The following is a 16112-nucleotide window of genomic DNA, read 5'->3' as shown; positions in this document are numbered from 1 at the left end:
GATGAAACACCCCCTGAGTCGCTTCGCGCCTTCCCCCTCTCTCGCTGCGCGGGAGGGGGACGACACCTTCGCTGCGGGGCGGCCCTTGCTCGGCGTCCGCCGATGGGTCGCGCCGGTTGCAGGCGATGTGGGCAGCGCATGGCGCGTGATCGGGTAAAGAAAGGATTTTTATGAGCGTACTGGGCATTGACGAAATCAGCTACGGCGCCGACGACCTCGCGGCCTGCCGCCAGTTCTTCCTCGACTGGGGCCTGAGCCTGGCCGAGGAGCAGGCCGACCGGCTGGTGTTCGAGACACTGAACGGCTGCCGCGTGATCGTGGCCGCCACCAATCACCCCGATCTGCCGCCCGCCATCGAAGCCGGCCCCACGCTGCGCGAAGTGGTCTGGGGGGTGGAAAGCGAAGCCGACCTGGCTTTGTATGCAGATCGCATCCGCGCGCTTCCAGGCTTCGTCCAGGGCAATGGCCGCATCGGCTGCACCGACCCCAACGGCCTGGCCGTGCGCCTGCAGCTCACGCAAAAGCGCGATGTGCAGATGCAAAGTGCCGAGTACAACACCTGGGACCGCAAGGGTCGCATCAACCAGGCCAGCCCGGCCTACGAGCGCGCCCAGCCCATCGAGGTCGGCCATGTGGTGTTCTTCGTCAAGGACGTGCAGGCCTGCGAGCGCTTCTATGTGGAGAACTTCGGCTTTGCGGCCTCGGACCGCTATCCCGAGCGAGGCGCTTTTCTGCGCACCGCGCCCGATGGCGGCCACCACGACATCTTTTTGCTGCAGCGCCCCGACAAGCATGCGGGCCTGAACCATGTTGCCTTCACCGTGCGCGACATCCACGAAGTCTTCGGCGGCGGCATGCATATCTCGCGCTGCGGCTGGGACACCCAGCTCGGCCCGGGCCGCCACCCCGTGTCCTCGGCCTATTTCTGGTACTTCAAGAACCCGGCCGGCGCCCTGGTCGAGTACTACGCCGACGAGGACCAGCTGACAGCCGACTGGCAGCCGCGCGAGTTCGAGCCCGGCCCGACGGTGTTCGCCGAGTGGGCCATCGACGGCGGCCTCGACGGCAATACGCGGCGCCAAAAGGGCGTGGGCGCTGCCGACGGCAAGTTCCTGACCGACAAGAAATGAAACACCCGCTGAGTCGCTTCGCGCCTTCCCCCTCTCTCGCTGCGCGGGAGGGGGACAACACCCTCGCTGCGGGGCGGCCCTTGCTCGGTGTCTCTGATGTGTTCACCAGATCCTCTGGCTGGCTAGAGGCTTAACCACAACCCCACGGGCTATTTCATGAAAAACATTCGTCGCCAGGTAGTTATCTCTGCTGCATTGCTGGCTGCAGCCCAGATGTCCGGTTCCGCGCTGGCGCAAGCCTATCCGAGCAAGCCCATCACCATCGTCGTGGCCTATCCGGCCGGCGGCGATACCGATGCCATGGCGCGCCTGTATGCAGAGAAGCTGGGCCAGCGACTGGGCCAGCCCGTGGTGGTGGACAACCGGCCAGGTGCCAGCGGCACCATCGGCACCGTGCATGTGGCCAAGGCCGCACCCGACGGCTATACCTTGCTGCTGGCGCCCAATACCTTTGCCATCGCCCAGTTCGTGCTCAAGACCAACGCGGGTTCGAGCTATGACGTGCTTGGTGGCTTCACGCCCATCGTGCAGACCAGCGTGCAGCCCATGTTCGTGGCCGCCAGCCAGGGCTCGGGCATCAAGGACATCAAGACCCTGGCGAGCCAGGGCAAGCGCGACGGCCTGACCTATGCCAGCCCGGGCAGCGGCTCGCCCATGCACATCCTGGGCGAGATGTTCAACAAGGCCGCAGGCACCAAGCTGTCCCACATTCCCTACAAGGGCGTGGCGCCCGCAGTCAACGACCTGATCGGCGGCCATGTGCCCACGACCTTCATGACCTGGGGCCCCATCGCGCCCTACGCAGGCGGCAAGGTCAATGTGCTGGCCGTGGCCGATGCCCAGCGCAGCTCGCTGGCACCGAATGTGCCCACGCTGGCCGAGCAGGGCGTCAAGGATGTGGAAGTGTCGGCCTGGCAAGGCCTGTTCGGTCCCAAGGGCATGAAGCCCGAGACCGTCAAGCTGCTGAACACCCACCTCAATGAAATTCTGAGGATGCCGGACGTGGTTGCCAAGATGGCGGCCTTCGGCGCCCTGCCTGCGGGCGGCGAGTCGGCACGTCTGGAAAAGACCAATGCTGCCGACTACAACCGCTTCGGCAAGCTCATCAAGGACCTGGATATCCGGGCCGACTAAATGATCACCCCCCTGAGTCGCTTCGCGCCTTCCCGTGGCACGGCGCCCCCCAAGGGGGACGAGACCCTCGGTGTGGGGCGGCACTCAGGGCAATGAAGCAGAACCACGATTCAAGACAGTTTTCGAAGGAGAGAACCATGGCCGCTGATCGATATCTCGAGCCGCATCAGGCGCGCGAGCGCGCCTCCACCCTGTTTGAGGACCTGCTGGGCGACTCCATTGAGCGTGCCTTCGGCGAGGGCGTGCAGACGCTGCCCGAGCTGGTGGCCTACATCAACCGCAGCGGCCCCGCCGGCGAGAACGGCGAGCCCTGGACCGAAGACAGCTTTCAGGCGCTGATGGCCCGTCTGGGCTATTGAGACAGAACAGGACAGGAGTACCCCATGAACGTACAAACCATCACCATCGATCCGGTGGACCGTTTGCTCAACACGGGTCTGAAGAACCTCTGGTATGCGGTCTGCCCTTCGGATTTCGTCAAGACCGAGCCCGTCTCGCTGCGCCGCTTCGGCCGCAAGATCGCGCTGTGGCGCGATGCTGCCGGTCAGGTCCATGCGCTGGAAGACCATTGCCCGCACCGCGGTGCACCGCTGTCCCAGGGCGTGATCCTGGGCGACCGCCTGGCCTGCCCCTACCACGGCGTGGAAGTGCGCTGCGACGGCACGGTGACCAAGGTGCCCGGCAGCCCCGGCTGCAAGCTCGAAGGCTCGCGCGCCGCGCTGGCTTTCCATGTGCGCGAGATGCATGGCGCGATCTTTCTCTACAACAGCGACAAGCATGTGGACGAAGCTCCCGATTTCAGCCTGCCCGAGGAACTGAGCTCGCCCGAGTACTCGAACTTCCTGTGCTATGCCGAGTGGCGCAGCGACTACCGCTACGCGCTGGACAACGTCATGGACCCCATGCACGGCACCTTCCTGCACAAGCAGTCGCACTCCATGGCCGAGGGCGACAGCAAGGCCAGCTTCCAGGTGCGTGACACCGATCACGGCTTTGTGTTCGAGAAGGTCGGCCAGCGCGGCGTGAACTTCGACTGGACCGAATATGGCGAAACCGGCGTGCAGTGGATGCGCCTGGAGATCCCGTATCCCAAGACCGGCGGCCCCGGCGGCAACTTTGCCATCGTCGCCTGCGTCACGCCCATCAGCGCCGATCTGTGCGCCGTGTTCTTCTGGCGTGCGCGCAAGGTGCAGGGCTGGATGCGCGACACCTGGCGCTTCCTCTACCGCAACCGCCTCGAGGCACGCCACTGGGCCGTGCTGGAGCAGGACCGCATCATGATGGAGCAGATGGAAGCCGACGCCAACGAGCGCGAGAATCTCTACCAGCATGACATCGGCCTGGTGCGCCTGCGTCGCCACCTGCGTCGTCAGGCCCAGGAACAGATCGACGAAGGCATCGCATCATGAGCAACAGCTTGCAGGCCTTTGTGCACACGCTGCGCTTCGAGGCCCAGGACACCATCAGCGTGGAGCTGCGCCCGGTCGATGGCGGCGAGTTCCCGGCCTTTACGGCCGGCTCGCACATCGATCTGCACCTGCCCAACGGGCTGGTGCGCAGCTATTCCCTGTCCAACGACAGCAGCGAGCGCCACCGCTACGTGGTCGGCGTGCTGCGCGACCGCGCCAGCCGCGGTGGCTCGCGCTGCGTGCACGAGTCGCTGCGCGTGGGCATGCCCATCACCATCTCCGAGCCGCGCAACCACTTCGCACTCGACGAGACAGCGACGCATTCGGTGCTGGTGGCCGGTGGCATAGGCATCACGCCCATGCTGTGCATGGCACGCCGGCTCAAGGCCCAGGGACATTCGTTCGAGATGCTGTACTTTGCGCGCGAGCGCAAGAGCGCGGCCTTCCTCGATGAGCTCACGGCATTGGGCATGCCGCTGCACCTGCACTTCGATGCCGAGGCGGGCGGGCCGCCCGACCTGAAGGCATTGCTGGCGCAGCGCGCACCCGATGCGGGCCTGCACCACTATTCCTGCGGCCCGACGCCCATGCTCGATGCCTTCGAGAAGTTCTGCGCCGAGCTTGGCCATGCCAACGCCCATATCGAGCGCTTCACGCCGGTGGAAGTCAAGGCGTCGTCCGATGCGCGCAGCAACTACACGGTGGAGCTCAAGCGCAGCGGCCGCTTCATCGAGATCACGCCCGATAAGTCCCTGCTGGACACGCTGCTGGACGCCGGTGTCGATGTGGACCACAGCTGCTGCGAAGGGGTCTGCGGCTCCTGCGAGACCCGCGTGCTGGAAGGTGTGCCCGACCACCGCGACTCGGTGCTCAGCCCCAAGGAGCGCGCCGCCAACAAGGTCATGATGGTCTGCGTCTCCGGCTGCAAGAGCGAGCGTTTAGTTCTGGATATATGACGCTCCGGGGTACGTGTCGTACCGGTGCTTCCCTGCTCGCTGCGCGAGTGAGGTGGCACCTTCGGTGCGACGCGACCGGCCCGGGCCCTTGCTCGGTATCCCTTGGCCGCGCCATGTTGAATTGACCAGCGCAGCACCGGACCAGCCACTGAATAAAAGCCACCGTCCCAAACCACCTCTTAGAGGAGACAAAACCATGAAATCCATCCATACGCCGGCCCTCGGCGTGGCGCTAGCCTGTCTGGCGTCTTTGCCCGGTGCCGCTTCGGCACAGTCCAAGGTCGAGCTTTTCGGCGTCGTCGACGTCGGCGTTGCCCATCTGGGCGGCTCGGGAGCCTCCAAGACCGGTCTTTCCACAGGCGGTGCCAACATCAGCCGCCTGGGCTTTCGAGGCACAGAGGACCTGGGCGGCGGCCTGAAGGCGGGATTCTGGCTCGAGGCCGGCCTGGATGTGGACAGCGGCGCTGGCAAGGCCACGGGCGGCGGTCTGAGCTTCAACCGCCGCTCCACAGTCAGCCTGATGGGCAACTGGGGCGAGGTGCGCCTGGGGCGCGATGACTCGGCCACTTTTCTGAACACGCTGATCTTCGATCCCTTCCTGACCAACGGCGTCGGCGGCACGGGTGCCTTCACCATGCTGGGCATTCCGGGCGTTCCTTCGACTGGCGGTGCGCCCATACAGATCAGCAATGCGGTGAGCTATTTCCTGCCCCAGAACCTGGGTGGCTTCTACGGCCAGGCACAGCTGGCATTCGGCGAGCAGCCCAGCGGTGCACCCAACAAGCGCGAGGGCGACTACCGTGGCCTGCGCCTGGGTTACCGCCAGGGCGCTTTCAATGGTGCGCTGGCCACGGGCCGGCTCTACGGCAATACCAGTGACACCAATCTGACGGCGAACAATGTGGGCCTGTCCTACGACTTCGGCGTGGCCAAGCCCATGCTGCTGTGGGCCTCGGAAAAACGCGGCCCCACCAAGATCACGGCCGTGCAGCTGGGCGTGACGGCTCCCGTGGGCAATGGCGAGGCCCGTGCCTCCTTTGGCCACTACAACCTGTCCGGCAGCAATGCGGACTGGAACAAGATCAGCGTGGGCTATGGCTACAACCTCTCCAAGCGCACCCAGGTCTACGGCACTTATGCCTTCCTGAAGAACAAGGGCTCGGCGGCGAAGTCCATCGGCGTGCAGGGGCTGAGCGCTCCCGGTACCACGCCGGGCGGCAACTCCAATGGCCTGGAACTGGGCATCCGCCACTTCTTCTGATCCTGCCCCGCAGGGCCGGCCTTGGCCGGCCCCGGGGTTTCGGCGGCAGCACGGCTGCCGAACCGCGCGCCCGCCAGGACGTGCGCCCTGGCGGGGCCGGCGGGTGCCGGTCCCGGCTTTTTTCTCTCTCAACGTTAGCCGGACTCCTGTCATGAAAGACTCACGCTCGTTGCGCTGGTGGGGCGTGGTCACGCTGTTCGTGATCGTCGCCATTTCCTACGTGGACCGGATCAATATCTCGGTCCTCATCACCGATCACGACTTTCTGTCGCACATCGGTCTCACACCCGACGATCGAACGCGTCAGGGCCTGCTGGCCACGGCCTTCATGGTCGGCTACGGTGTTTCGTCCTTTGTGCTCACGCCGTTCTGCGCGGCGCTGTTCGGCGTGCGCCGCAGCCTGTTCGCGGGGCTGCTGCTGTGGGGCGTGGTGACCTTTCTGTCACCGGCCATGAACAGCTACGGGCTGCTGTTGGCCTCGCGCATTCTGCTGGGCGTGTCCGAGGGGCCGCTGTTCTCCCTGGCCGGCAGCTACATCAAGGCGCATTTCGAGAGCCGCGAGAACGGCAAACCCAACTCCCTGGTCAATATGGGCACCGGACTGGGCCTGGCGGTGGGCTATCCCTTTGTCGGCTACCTGGTCGTGGGCCACAACTGGGAGACCTCGTTCCATGTGCTGGGCCTGATCAACGTGCTGCTGGGCGTTCCCCTGGTCTGGGCCTTTGTGCGCATGCCCAAGGTGGAGACCGGCATGCCCAAGCCCCAGTCGATGGGCGAGGCCGTGGGCCAGGTCGGCCAGATCGTGCGCGGCGCCATGCACACGCGCTATCTGTGGCTGATCACCATTCTCACGGCGGCCTTTCTGTCCTATCTCTGGGGCAGCAGCAACTGGCTGCCCGCCTATCTCAAGGAATCGCGCGGCTTTTCCATGCGCGAGATGGGCTGGCTGGCTTCGCTGCCGCAATATGCGAGCGTGGCTGCGGTCTTCGTGGGCGGCATGATCATCGACCGCATCGCGCGCCGCCAGGTGCCGCTGATCTTTGTCTTCGGCAGCTTGGGCGTGGCGATTGCAGTGTGGCTGGCCATCCATATGGAAGACCGCTATGCGGCGGCCTATTGCCTGATTGCCGCCAACTTCTGCTGGGGACTGATGAGCCCGGCCATTCCCAGTACCGTGCAGCACTGCGCGCGGCCCGAGCATGTGGCCAGCGCCTATGGCGTGGTCAACGGCGCGGGCAGTCTGGTCGCGGGCTTCATGCCGGCCATCATGGGTGCGGTGATAGGCGCGCTGTCGGCACGCGGCGGCGTGAGTGCGGGATTCTTTGCGGGCTTCGCGGCGCTGATAGGCACGCAGGTGATCGTGATGCTGTGCGGCATCGTGCTCTGGGTGCGCGAGCGCGGTGAGGGTAGTGCAGCATAAGCTACCCTCAGACTGTTCAGTAGAAGCAGTCTCAGACCATCCTGACTTATGCATCTGTGATGCTGCTCAGACGATAGCTTCTGCAGTGCCGTGACCTTGTCTCTGCGACCTGTGGATTTTCAGTCCTGGGCCTGCGCTTGACTTCATCCCCGCTTGCATGGGGGGGCTGAGGTGGACCGCGTCAATGCACTTGGTACTTGGTGCTGGCAGACTGGAGCTGCGGTAATGAGCGATGGCGAACATCGCATTCAGCGCGTCCGCGACTATGTGGAACAAACGCGCGAACTCATCGAACTGGGATGCAAGAGGCAGTCCCGTCGCCATGCGACCGGGACCAGCGCAAAGCTGCCTCCATGAGCGGTTTGTGTGCCATACAACGATCACCTGTGCATCCTGACCCCGGCGCAGCGCCAGCGTGGCCCGGCGCCGGGTTTGACCGCAGCGCCGGGCAGTAACTGAAGGCGGTGCTTCTGCCGCGGTGGGGTCATGGTCGCAAGCGGACCGCTGCCTGGATGCAACGGGAGGGCGGTGGCGATCTCGGCGAGGTATCCAGGAGAACCCTATTGCACAACGCCTAAGAACTACTTAGTCTTCGTTTCTGAATATTTCAAATATATTTACAGTCTATTTAAAGACGAAGTATTTCACCGCTCATCTGGATTCCGTGCGCTGATGCAGCGAGCGTTATCCCAACAAACGGTTTCGTGCAACGGACTTGCGCGGAACTGAAGGCGGTGTTCTTAGGTGGTTTTTTACAAGGGTAGTTTTATGGAAACGAACATCTTTACCGGCACCATTCCTGCACTCATGACTCCATGCACCGCACAAGGCACGCCAGATTACGACGCGCTGGTCGCCATGGGCAAAGAGCTCATGGCCGCAGGCATGAGCGCTGTTGTGTACTGCGGATCCATGGGGGATTGGCCTCTTCTCACGGCAGAGCAACGCCAAGAGGGCGTGGCCAGGCTGGTGGCCGCAGGTATCCCGACTATTGTGGGGACCGGCGCGGTGAACTCGAAGGAAGCCGTGGCTCATGCCGCCCACGCTGCGAAAGTGGGGGCACAGGGGTTGATGGTGATTCCTCGGGTGTTGTCGCGCGGCACTTCCCTGGCTGCGCAGAAAGCCCACTTCACTGCTATTTTGGAAGCCGCCCCGAAGCTGCCGGCCGTGATCTACAACAGCCCACACTACGGCTTTGCAACTCGCGCCGACATGTTCTTCGAGCTGCGCGCCAAGTACTCCAACCTGATCGGCTTCAAGGAGTTTGGTGGTGCAGAAGGCCTGCGCTATGCCGCTGAGCACATCACCTCGAAGGACAACGACGTCACATTGATGGCGGGTGTCGACACCCAGGTGTTCTATGGTTTTGTGAATTGCGGTGCTACGGGTTGCATTACGGGCATTGGCAATGCACTACCCAAGGAAGTTCTGCTCCTGGTTGAGCTGAGCAAAAAAGCAGCCCAGGGAGATGTCGTTGCTCGGCGTCAAGCTCAGGAGTTGGATGCTGCACTGGCCGTGCTGTCGTCCTTTGACGAAGGCACGGATCTGGTTCTGTACTACAAGCACCTGCTGGTCCTCAACGGCAAGAAGGAGTACACGCTGCACTTCAATGCAAGCGATGTATTGACCGACTCGCAACGTCGGTATGCCGAATCCCAGTATCAACTCTTTCGCAACTGGTATGCCGCCTGGTCCAAGGGTCTGAGTCATTGATCCAGCGTGAGTCAGCTCCCCGTGGGGAGCTTTTTTTGGGGCATCGATCCAGATCGGAAGCTTGCATCTTCCAGAAACCAGGGTTAGCAGTTTCGCCGGGTTTCCAGGCAAACACCTATTGGATCAATTGAAAAAATTTCTAATATATTTAATATATTTTTGAGATGTATTCAATCTTCTGCGCCTCATTTCGTCAAATCTAAAGAACCTATATGGACGATACAACCCGACCCGCTACCGCCATCAAGCAGCCGCCATGGATTGTGCGCTGGGTGCTGGATGCCTCTGATGCGCTGCTGCGCATGGAACGGTGGTTGCTCACCTTCGCGATGTGTTTTCTGACCGCACTCATTTTGCTCAATGTGGTGACACGCTACAGCGGCATGCCGCTGTACTGGGTGGATGAAGCGGCGGTGTACACCGTGGTCTGGCTCACCTTCATCGGTGCTTCGGTCATGACGCGCCTGCGACTGGATTTTGCAGTGACGATGCTCACCGATAAGCTGAGTCCTCGCAACGCGCGGCGTGCCAAGGTGATTGCCACGGTCGGAGTGCTGTTTTTTTCTTTGGCGCTCTTTGCGATGTGCTGGCGTTGGATGGATCCCATTGGTATCGCCAGCAAGGGGTTTGATGCCAAGGAATACGCGGCGGAGTCGTTTAACTTTCTCTATACCGAACACACCCAGACGCTGGAGTGGCCGGTCTGGGTGCTGCAACTGATCATGCCGATCTTCGCAGTCTGTATGAGCCTGCATGCACTTGCCAACCTGTTGGAAGACATGAGCCTCGCACCCAAGCGCCAGCACCCTGGCTTTGCGGCAACCAACCCAGACGCGGTGAACTGACATGCTGACCTCCATTTTCTTCATCGCAATCATGATGGTGGGTGTTCCCATCGGCCTCTGTCTTTGCCTTTCGGGGATTTTTTATATCTACAACACCGAGAACACGGTGTTGCTGCAGTCCTTCCCTTCCCAGATGTTCGGGGGGGTGGACAGCTATGGCCTGATTGCCATACCGCTCTTTATCTTGATCGGTGAGGTCATGAACAGCGGCGGCATTACACGCCGACTGGTGGACTTGTCGATGGCGTTCGTGGGCTCCATCAAGGGCGGGCTTGCCTATGTGAATATCCTGGCCAACATGCTGGTGTCATCCATCATTGGCTCCGCAACGGCGCAGGTGGCCATCATGTCGCAGGTGATGGTGCCGGAGATGGAGAAGCAAGGCTATGACAAGACCTTTGCTGCAGGCCTGACCGTGTATGGCGGCATGCTGGGTCCGATCATTCCGCCGTCGGTGATGTTTGTGGTCTACAGCGTGCTGGCCCAGGTCGCGGTGGGCGATATGCTGATCGCAGGCATATTGCCAGGTGTTCTGTTGACGGTGCTGTTCTTTGCAGTCATTGCCTGTATGGGCGTGATCTACAACTATCCACGAAGCCCCAAGCGAACCTTGCTCGAACGGGCCAAGACCGTGCTGGTTTCCAGCCCGACACTGTTGATTCCGCTGGTCATCGTGGGCTCCATCCTCACCGGCTTCGCCAATCCCACGGAGGCTGCCGCTGTGGGCGCGATCAGCGCAGTGTTGGTCGGTCGCTATGTGACCCGTGAATTCAAATACTCAGACCTGGGCGCGATCATGCTGCGTTCGGGCATCTACTCGGCCATCGTGCTGTTTCTGGTTGCAGCAGCGGCAGTGTTCTCGTGGTTGTTGATATACGGCAAGGTGCCTCAGATGGTCGCTGCCTGGGTGCAGACCGTGGCGCATGACCCGATTACCTTCCTACTGCTGGTCAACGTGATTTTGCTGGTCATTGGCACGGTGATCGACGGGATTCCCGGCTTGATCATGACCGCGCCGATTCTTCTGCCCATCGCCACCGAGATCTACCACATCGACCCCCGCCACTTTGGAGTGGTGATCGTCATCAACCTGGTGCTGGGATTGATGACGCCGCCGGTGGGGCTGAGCTTCTTCGTGGCTGCAGCGGTCACTGGTGCCAAGCCGGGTCCCATGTTCATCGTCACGTTGCCATTCTTCATCATCAGTTGCGTGGCACTTGTCATGCTCTCGCTGTTCCCCAGCTTGTCGTTGGGCTTGCTGAACTGATCCGATTCTTCGCCCTGCTTCGCCTTTCCCTATACGGAGTTTTTCATGACACTCAATCGACGCCACTTTCTTCAGACCACGGCTGTTGCCGCTGCTCCACTGGCCTTTGTGACGCCTTCGCGTGCGGCTGCGGCCAAGGAACTGCGCTTAGGCGTCATCACGCCTGCTGGGCATTCGTGGAACCGCGCGGCGGTGCAGTTTGGAGAAGCTTTGGCGAAAGAAACCAATGGCAGGCTCAAGGTGACCGTCTTTCATTCGGGTCAATTGGGTAATGAGTCGGCCATGATGCAGCAGCTGCAATCGGGTGCGCTGGACATGGGGTGGATTCAGGCGGCAGAGCTGGGAACGCGTGTTCCGAGCGTAGCCTCGATCAACGCGCCATATCTTGTCCGATCCACTGCTGCTGTAGCGAAGCTGGTCAAGACGCCTGCAGCCTTGAAATTGCTGGATGTGCTGCCGCGCGAAACCGGCTGCATCGGTTTGGGCTGGGGCATCACCGGCATGCGTGTGGTGTTCTCGAACAAGGAGATCAAGACGCCCAATGACCTCAAGGGTATGAAGCTGCGTATTAATCCGACGCCGGTTTACCGTGACTTCTACCAGTATTTCGGCGCAGCGCCGACTCCCATTCCCACACCTGCTGTGTTCGATGCCATGACCAATGGGCAAGTGGATGGACTCGAGGCGGATATAGAGCTCTCTTGGAGCCAGCGCTTTGACAAGGTGTCGAAACTGATGATGCCCATGAACGCGCTGTTCATGCCTGTGGCACCACTGTTCTCGGGTCGTATCTGGGCTACGCTGGATGGGAAGGACCGTGACCTGATTCGCCAATTGACCAGCCAAGCCTTGGACGGCCAGATCAACGATATCGTGACGACAGAGGTTGGCCTGCTGGAGAAACTCAAGAAGGAGTCGATTGTCATTCGCGATATCAATGCCTTTGACAATAAGCCTGCGATTGATGCCTTCGACAAGATCTGGCTGCCCAAAGCGCCTCAGATTGCAGAACTGCGCGCGGTGGGAGCCAAGCTCTGATTGATGATCGGGGGGCGCCGATTGGGAGGCGCCATGAATATGCACAGCAGGCCGCTCCCCTTGGGAGCGGCCTGCTGTTTAGCTTTCGATAATGCGTCTGGCAAAAGCTTCCAGATAGTCCATCAGGCGGTTGGCGCCGGTAATGGCGGCCGCTTCATCCCCGGTAGAGATACCCTGAGCCAGCTCCAGATGAGCAAGTGCGCCTTCAAGGATATCGCCTTCATGCTGGTAGGCATACCAAAAACGTCTGCACTGCACGATCAGAGGCGTGACGCTTTTGACTGCTGAACGGTTGCGGCTGGCAGTATGGATGATGGCATCGAGCGCATGATCCTCATGCATGTACTCTTCCAGGTTGCCGCGCTTGGCTGCAGCGACCATCTGCTTGGCACATTGGAGGATATCTTTGCGCTGCTGCACCGAGGCTCGCCGGGCAGCGCAAGCCGCCAACAGATTCTCCAGAACCCTGCGTGTCTGGATGACGTCCAGGTGCTCTGCCAGATCGATGTTGGAAACCAGTAGTCCGCGGCGCGGTTGCTGGACGATCAAGTCGATGGAGATCATGCGCAGCAATGCCTCGCGCACAGGCGTCCGGCCCATGCCCGTGCGCTCTGCCAACTCCGCCTCCACGATGGGACTTCCAGGCTCAAGTTGCATGGTCGACAGCATGGTTTCAATGGCGTCGTAGGCAAGGTCTGCAGCACGGCGCTTCACCGTAGGCAAAGTCTTGGTTTTTGTTGCAGCGGCTTTTACACGTGCAGCTGGAGATTTCTTGGAAGTTGGCATCAAAAAAGCGTGCTGGCGCCATCGTGTCGCAAGAGCAGAGATGGCGGGGTTTTGATTATATTGATCCGATATTTAGAATACATCATGGGCTTGGTGCTTGGCGCAGCCTGTGACAAAACTCTTTATCTGGACTCTTTCTCCTCAGCAGAGGCATGCGAGCATGTTCTCATGAGCCTAGTTCAACAACTGCTGGATGTCACGCAGCAAGGGCTCGGGGATCTGCACATATCCATTGGCTAGACTGCGGCTTCTTGCGATAAAGCGGCGTTGGGAAGGCAGGCGCGCCCCTTGGCCGGTAATACTCTCGAACAGCTTTTCAGCACGTTGACGCTCCTCGGCAAAATTGCCCGGGCTGAAAAATTGGGGATCAAATGCGATAACGATTTCCCCATGACAAGGGGTTGCACCGGCACCGTCGTCGATGCGCAGTGATTCAGCACTGGTCATGTCGCCAATCAATGGCCCGGCCAGCAGCTCGATCATGGTCGACAGGGCAGAGCCTTTGTAGCCGCCAAAAGTCAGCATGGCGCCTTGTTGGAGTACGGTTGTGGCATCGGTACTTGGTAAGCCTTCGGCGTCGACCCCCCAGCCTTCGGGCAGTGCGCGACCGCTTCTTTGGTAGAGCTCAATTTCACCGCGGGCCACTGCGCTGGTCGCAAAGTCAAAAATGTAGGGGTGAGAACCGACCCTGGGCCAACCAAAGGCGATTGGGTTGGTTCCGAAAACAGGTCGGCTTCCGCCCGCAGGGGCCACCCAGGAATGGCTGGGGGTCATGGCTAAGGCCGCAACGCCATGCTCGACCAAGGCTTCGATTTCGGGCCACAGGGCTGAGAAGTGATAGCAGTTGTTGATGGCCAAGGCTGCGATCCCGGTTGTCCGGACCTTCTCGAGCAGTACTTTGCTGCCCACCTCGAAAGCGAGTTGTGAAAAGCCGCGCTGTGCATCGACGGCGACGACGCCAGGTCCGCGGTCGCTGATGATGGGTATGGCATCGCGCACGACAGCGCCATGCTGGAGCGTGCGAGCGCACGATAGAACCCGGTACATGCCATGCGAATGGCACTCGTCGCGCTCTCCCGCTGTGATCACGCGCGCAATGGCCTGCGCATGTTCAGCAGACAGGCCGAGGTGGGTAAATACGCGATAGGCCAGGTTGTGCACCTCATCCAGCGTCAGCGCAGTGTGGCCTGGTTTCGATGCGGTTGTTTGAGCACTTTGGCCAGGGTGGTTCAGGTCGATGTTTGGCATGAGTTCCATGGCGTGCTCCTGTGCTTGGTTATGGACTGCTTGTTGACGTGCCCTGGTTGCGCGGAATGGCAAAGAAGCCTGTCAAGATTGGTGGAAAATTTTCTAAGGATAATTCAAATATATTAACAAGATACTTTATGATTTTCAAAGGCGCTCATATTCCTGACGAGATCGTGCGTTATCCAGGCGTTGCTTGCACTTCCTGGTCGGCTGGAGCTCTGCCATTCCGATCCATAAACACATTAGGAGACAAAGATGCAAATTACTGGCGAAATGCTTATCGGCGCGAGTTCGGTGCGCGGCACAGAAGGACAGCAGCAAGCGTTCGATCCCTGCATGGATCAATTCATCGCAACGCCCACGTTCGGTATGGGAGGGCAGGCCGAAGTGGACCGGGCTGCCCAGTTGGCGGCGCAGGCATTTGATCCCTACCGTCAGCTGTCGCTTGCCAAGCGTGCAGAATTTCTGGAGCTGATTGCCGACAACATCATGGCTTTGGGCGATGCCCTGATCGAGCGCGCCATGGCCGAAAGCGGCCTGCCGCTGGTGCGCCTGCAAGGCGAGCGTGGGCGCACGGTTGGACAGTTGCGGCTGTTTGCCAAGGTGGTGCGCGATGGCCGTTTTATGAGCCCCGCCATCGACCACGCACAGCCCGAGCGCACGCCGCTGCCACGTGCCGACCTGCGCCTGGCCAAGATGGCACTGGGCCCGGTGGCGGTGTTCGGTGCGAGCAATTTCCCGCTGGCGTTCTCGGTGGCAGGGGGCGATACGGCATCGGCCTTGGCTGCAGGTGCCCCTGTGGTCGTCAAGGCCCACAGCGCCCATCTAGGCACTTCCGAAATGGTGGGTCGAGCGATTCAGAAAGCGGTCAGAGATTTGGGGTTGCCCGAAGGGGTGTTTTCCCTGCTGATGGGCGCCGGGCGCAAGCTGGGTGAAGCATTGGTAGCACATCCTGCCATCAAGGCCGTTGGCTTTACCGGATCTCGCCAGGGAGGGCTTGCGTTGATGCGCATCGCCAACGCACGCCCGGAACCCATTCCCGTCTACGCGGAGATGAGCAGCATCAACCCGGTGTTTCTGATGCCGGCTGCCCTGGCCGCGCGTGCAGAGTCGATAGGGCGCGGTTTTGCCGATTCGCTGACGATGGGGGCGGGGCAGTTCTGCACCAATCCTGGGATGGTGGTGGTCATTGGTGACCGCAATGTGCAGCGCTTCATCGATGCCGCAAGCCAGGCGCTTGCCACCAAGCCGGCCCAGACCATGCTGACGCCGGGCATTCATCAGGCCTTTGATGCCGGCGCTGCCAAGGTTGGTGGCGTGGAAGGTGTGGAGAAAGTTGCACAAGGGCAGCCTGCGGATGGGCTGCACAATGCTGCGCAGGCCGCGCTGTATGTGACGGATGTGCAGCGCCTGTTGTCATCGCCTGTGCTGCAGGAGGAGATGTTTGGCCCGGCCTCTATTGTCATTCGGGCCAGGAATTTCGATGAGGTTCTTGAACTGGCTGAGCAACTGGAGGGCCAACTGACAGTGACGCTGCAGATCGATCCCGCAGACTATGCCGACGCGCAGCGCCTCATCCCCGTGCTGGAGCGCAAGGCGGGACGCATCTTGGCCAATGGTTTTCCGACCGGAGTCGAGGTATGCCACGCCATGGTGCATGGAGGTCCTTTCCCATCCACGTCCAACGCTATGTTCACTTCTGTGGGCGCCAGCGCCATTGACCGCTTTCTGCGCCCGGTGTGCTATCAGGATTTGCCGGATGTGCTGCTCCCAGCGGCTGTACAGCAAGCGAACCCGCAGGGACTTGCCCGAGTGATCAATGGCGATTTAGTGGCGCGTTGACTGGTGGCAAGCGCGCTCTTCGGCTCCAAGGAGAGGGCGCTTGCCTGTGTCGATGTGTGAGCG

14 protein-coding genes are annotated in these 16112 nt (G+C 61.2%); 12 read left to right on the top strand and 2 right to left on the bottom strand.

What is annotated here, in order from left to right; all coding sequences use genetic code 11:
* Positions 1–170: 170 nt before the first annotated feature.
* The 11 genes from AAIL66_RS13125 to AAIL66_RS13075 all read left to right on the top strand — a co-directional run bounded on the left by AAIL66_RS13125 (position 171) and on the right by AAIL66_RS13075 (position 12173).
* Complete coding sequence (locus AAIL66_RS13125) at positions 171–1130, top strand: VOC family protein (protein WP_034350816.1); 960 nt, start codon at positions 171–173, stop codon at positions 1128–1130.
* Positions 1131–1286: 156 nt separating this feature from the next.
* The gene (locus AAIL66_RS13120) at positions 1287–2264 is read left to right on the top strand and encodes a tripartite tricarboxylate transporter substrate binding protein (RefSeq protein WP_343496903.1); all 978 of its coding nucleotides are present in this window, start codon (positions 1287–1289) and stop codon (positions 2262–2264) included.
* A gap of 137 nt (positions 2265–2401) precedes the next feature.
* Entirely contained in the window at positions 2402–2623 is a 222-nt protein-coding gene (locus AAIL66_RS13115; RefSeq protein WP_003060438.1) for a recombinase-like helix-turn-helix domain-containing protein, read from the top strand.
* A gap of 24 nt (positions 2624–2647) precedes the next feature.
* Positions 2648–3673 (top strand): aromatic ring-hydroxylating dioxygenase subunit alpha, encoded by a 1026-nt coding sequence (locus AAIL66_RS13110; RefSeq protein WP_034382290.1) that lies wholly within the window; start codon positions 2648–2650, stop codon positions 3671–3673.
* A complete protein-coding gene (locus tag AAIL66_RS13105; RefSeq protein ID WP_034394647.1) occupies positions 3670–4629 on the top strand; it encodes a PDR/VanB family oxidoreductase in 960 nt (319 codons plus the stop codon). Before AAIL66_RS13110 ends, AAIL66_RS13105 begins: the two co-directional genes overlap by 4 nt.
* Positions 4630–4825: 196 nt before the next feature.
* Positions 4826–5890 (top strand): porin, encoded by a 1065-nt coding sequence (locus AAIL66_RS13100; RefSeq protein WP_343496902.1) that lies wholly within the window; start codon positions 4826–4828, stop codon positions 5888–5890.
* Between the two features lie 151 nt (positions 5891–6041).
* Positions 6042–7310, top strand: a complete 1269-nt coding sequence (locus tag AAIL66_RS13095) for an MFS transporter (RefSeq protein WP_034405607.1) — start codon at positions 6042–6044, stop codon at positions 7308–7310.
* Positions 7311–8078: 768 nt separating this feature from the next.
* The gene (locus AAIL66_RS13090) at positions 8079–9023 is read left to right on the top strand and encodes a dihydrodipicolinate synthase family protein (RefSeq protein ID WP_034382285.1); all 945 of its coding nucleotides are present in this window, start codon (positions 8079–8081) and stop codon (positions 9021–9023) included.
* Between the two features lie 212 nt (positions 9024–9235).
* Entirely contained in the window at positions 9236–9868 is a 633-nt protein-coding gene (locus tag AAIL66_RS13085) for a TRAP transporter small permease (protein ID WP_012840224.1), read from the top strand.
* A 1-nt stretch (position 9869) separates the two neighbouring features.
* Positions 9870–11135, top strand: coding sequence for a TRAP transporter large permease (locus AAIL66_RS13080; RefSeq protein WP_034382281.1), 1266 nt, complete (start codon positions 9870–9872; stop codon positions 11133–11135).
* Between the two features lie 45 nt (positions 11136–11180).
* Positions 11181–12173, top strand: a complete 993-nt coding sequence (locus tag AAIL66_RS13075; RefSeq protein WP_012840222.1) for a TRAP transporter substrate-binding protein — start codon at positions 11181–11183, stop codon at positions 12171–12173.
* A gap of 78 nt (positions 12174–12251) precedes the next feature.
* Here AAIL66_RS13075 and AAIL66_RS13070 read toward each other — a convergent pair whose 3' ends face one another.
* Positions 12252–12959, bottom strand: a complete 708-nt coding sequence (locus AAIL66_RS13070; RefSeq protein ID WP_034350795.1) for a GntR family transcriptional regulator — start codon at positions 12957–12959, stop codon at positions 12252–12254.
* 174 nt (positions 12960–13133) lie between these two features.
* Positions 13134–14216 (bottom strand): Ldh family oxidoreductase, encoded by a 1083-nt coding sequence (locus AAIL66_RS13065; RefSeq protein WP_343496901.1) that lies wholly within the window; start codon positions 14214–14216, stop codon positions 13134–13136.
* A gap of 246 nt (positions 14217–14462) precedes the next feature.
* Between AAIL66_RS13065 and AAIL66_RS13060 the strand changes: the two genes are divergently transcribed.
* Positions 14463–16049 carry an aldehyde dehydrogenase (NADP(+)) gene (locus AAIL66_RS13060; RefSeq protein WP_343496900.1) on the top strand — a complete coding sequence of 529 codons (1587 nt, stop codon included), beginning with the start codon at positions 14463–14465 and terminating at the stop codon, positions 16047–16049.
* Positions 16050–16112 lie beyond the last annotated feature (63 nt).

Source organism: Comamonas sp. F1-6, assembly GCF_039581415.1.
In the GTDB taxonomy this organism is placed as follows: Bacteria; Pseudomonadota; Gammaproteobacteria; order Burkholderiales; family Burkholderiaceae_C; genus Comamonas; species Comamonas thiooxydans.
The sequence above is the reverse complement of the archived record's forward strand: the minus strand, read 5'-3'. Positions and strand labels throughout refer to the sequence as shown.

Bases quoted from the DNA above. Each gene is read 5' to 3' on its own strand.
- AAIL66_RS13070 (WP_034350795.1), bottom strand. From the start codon at position 12,959: ATGCCAACTTCCAAGAAATCTCCAGCTGCACGTGTAAAAGCCGCTGCA.
- AAIL66_RS13105 (WP_034394647.1), top strand. From the start codon at position 3,670: ATGAGCAACAGCTTGCAGGCCTTTGTGCACACGCTGCGCTTCGAGGCC.
- AAIL66_RS13090 (WP_034382285.1), top strand. From the start codon at position 8,079: ATGGAAACGAACATCTTTACCGGCACCATTCCTGCACTCATGACTCCA.
- AAIL66_RS13075 (WP_012840222.1), top strand. From the start codon at position 11,181: ATGACACTCAATCGACGCCACTTTCTTCAGACCACGGCTGTTGCCGCT.
- AAIL66_RS13125 (WP_034350816.1), top strand. From the start codon at position 171: ATGAGCGTACTGGGCATTGACGAAATCAGCTACGGCGCCGACGACCTC.
- AAIL66_RS13120 (WP_343496903.1), top strand. From the start codon at position 1,287: ATGAAAAACATTCGTCGCCAGGTAGTTATCTCTGCTGCATTGCTGGCT.
- AAIL66_RS13100 (WP_343496902.1), top strand. From the start codon at position 4,826: ATGAAATCCATCCATACGCCGGCCCTCGGCGTGGCGCTAGCCTGTCTG.
- AAIL66_RS13065 (WP_343496901.1), bottom strand. From the start codon at position 14,216: ATGGAACTCATGCCAAACATCGACCTGAACCACCCTGGCCAAAGTGCT.
- AAIL66_RS13115 (WP_003060438.1), top strand. From the start codon at position 2,402: ATGGCCGCTGATCGATATCTCGAGCCGCATCAGGCGCGCGAGCGCGCC.
- AAIL66_RS13110 (WP_034382290.1), top strand. From the start codon at position 2,648: ATGAACGTACAAACCATCACCATCGATCCGGTGGACCGTTTGCTCAAC.
- AAIL66_RS13060 (WP_343496900.1), top strand. From the start codon at position 14,463: ATGCAAATTACTGGCGAAATGCTTATCGGCGCGAGTTCGGTGCGCGGC.
- AAIL66_RS13095 (WP_034405607.1), top strand. From the start codon at position 6,042: ATGAAAGACTCACGCTCGTTGCGCTGGTGGGGCGTGGTCACGCTGTTC.
- AAIL66_RS13080 (WP_034382281.1), top strand. From the start codon at position 9,870: ATGCTGACCTCCATTTTCTTCATCGCAATCATGATGGTGGGTGTTCCC.
- AAIL66_RS13085 (WP_012840224.1), top strand. From the start codon at position 9,236: ATGGACGATACAACCCGACCCGCTACCGCCATCAAGCAGCCGCCATGG.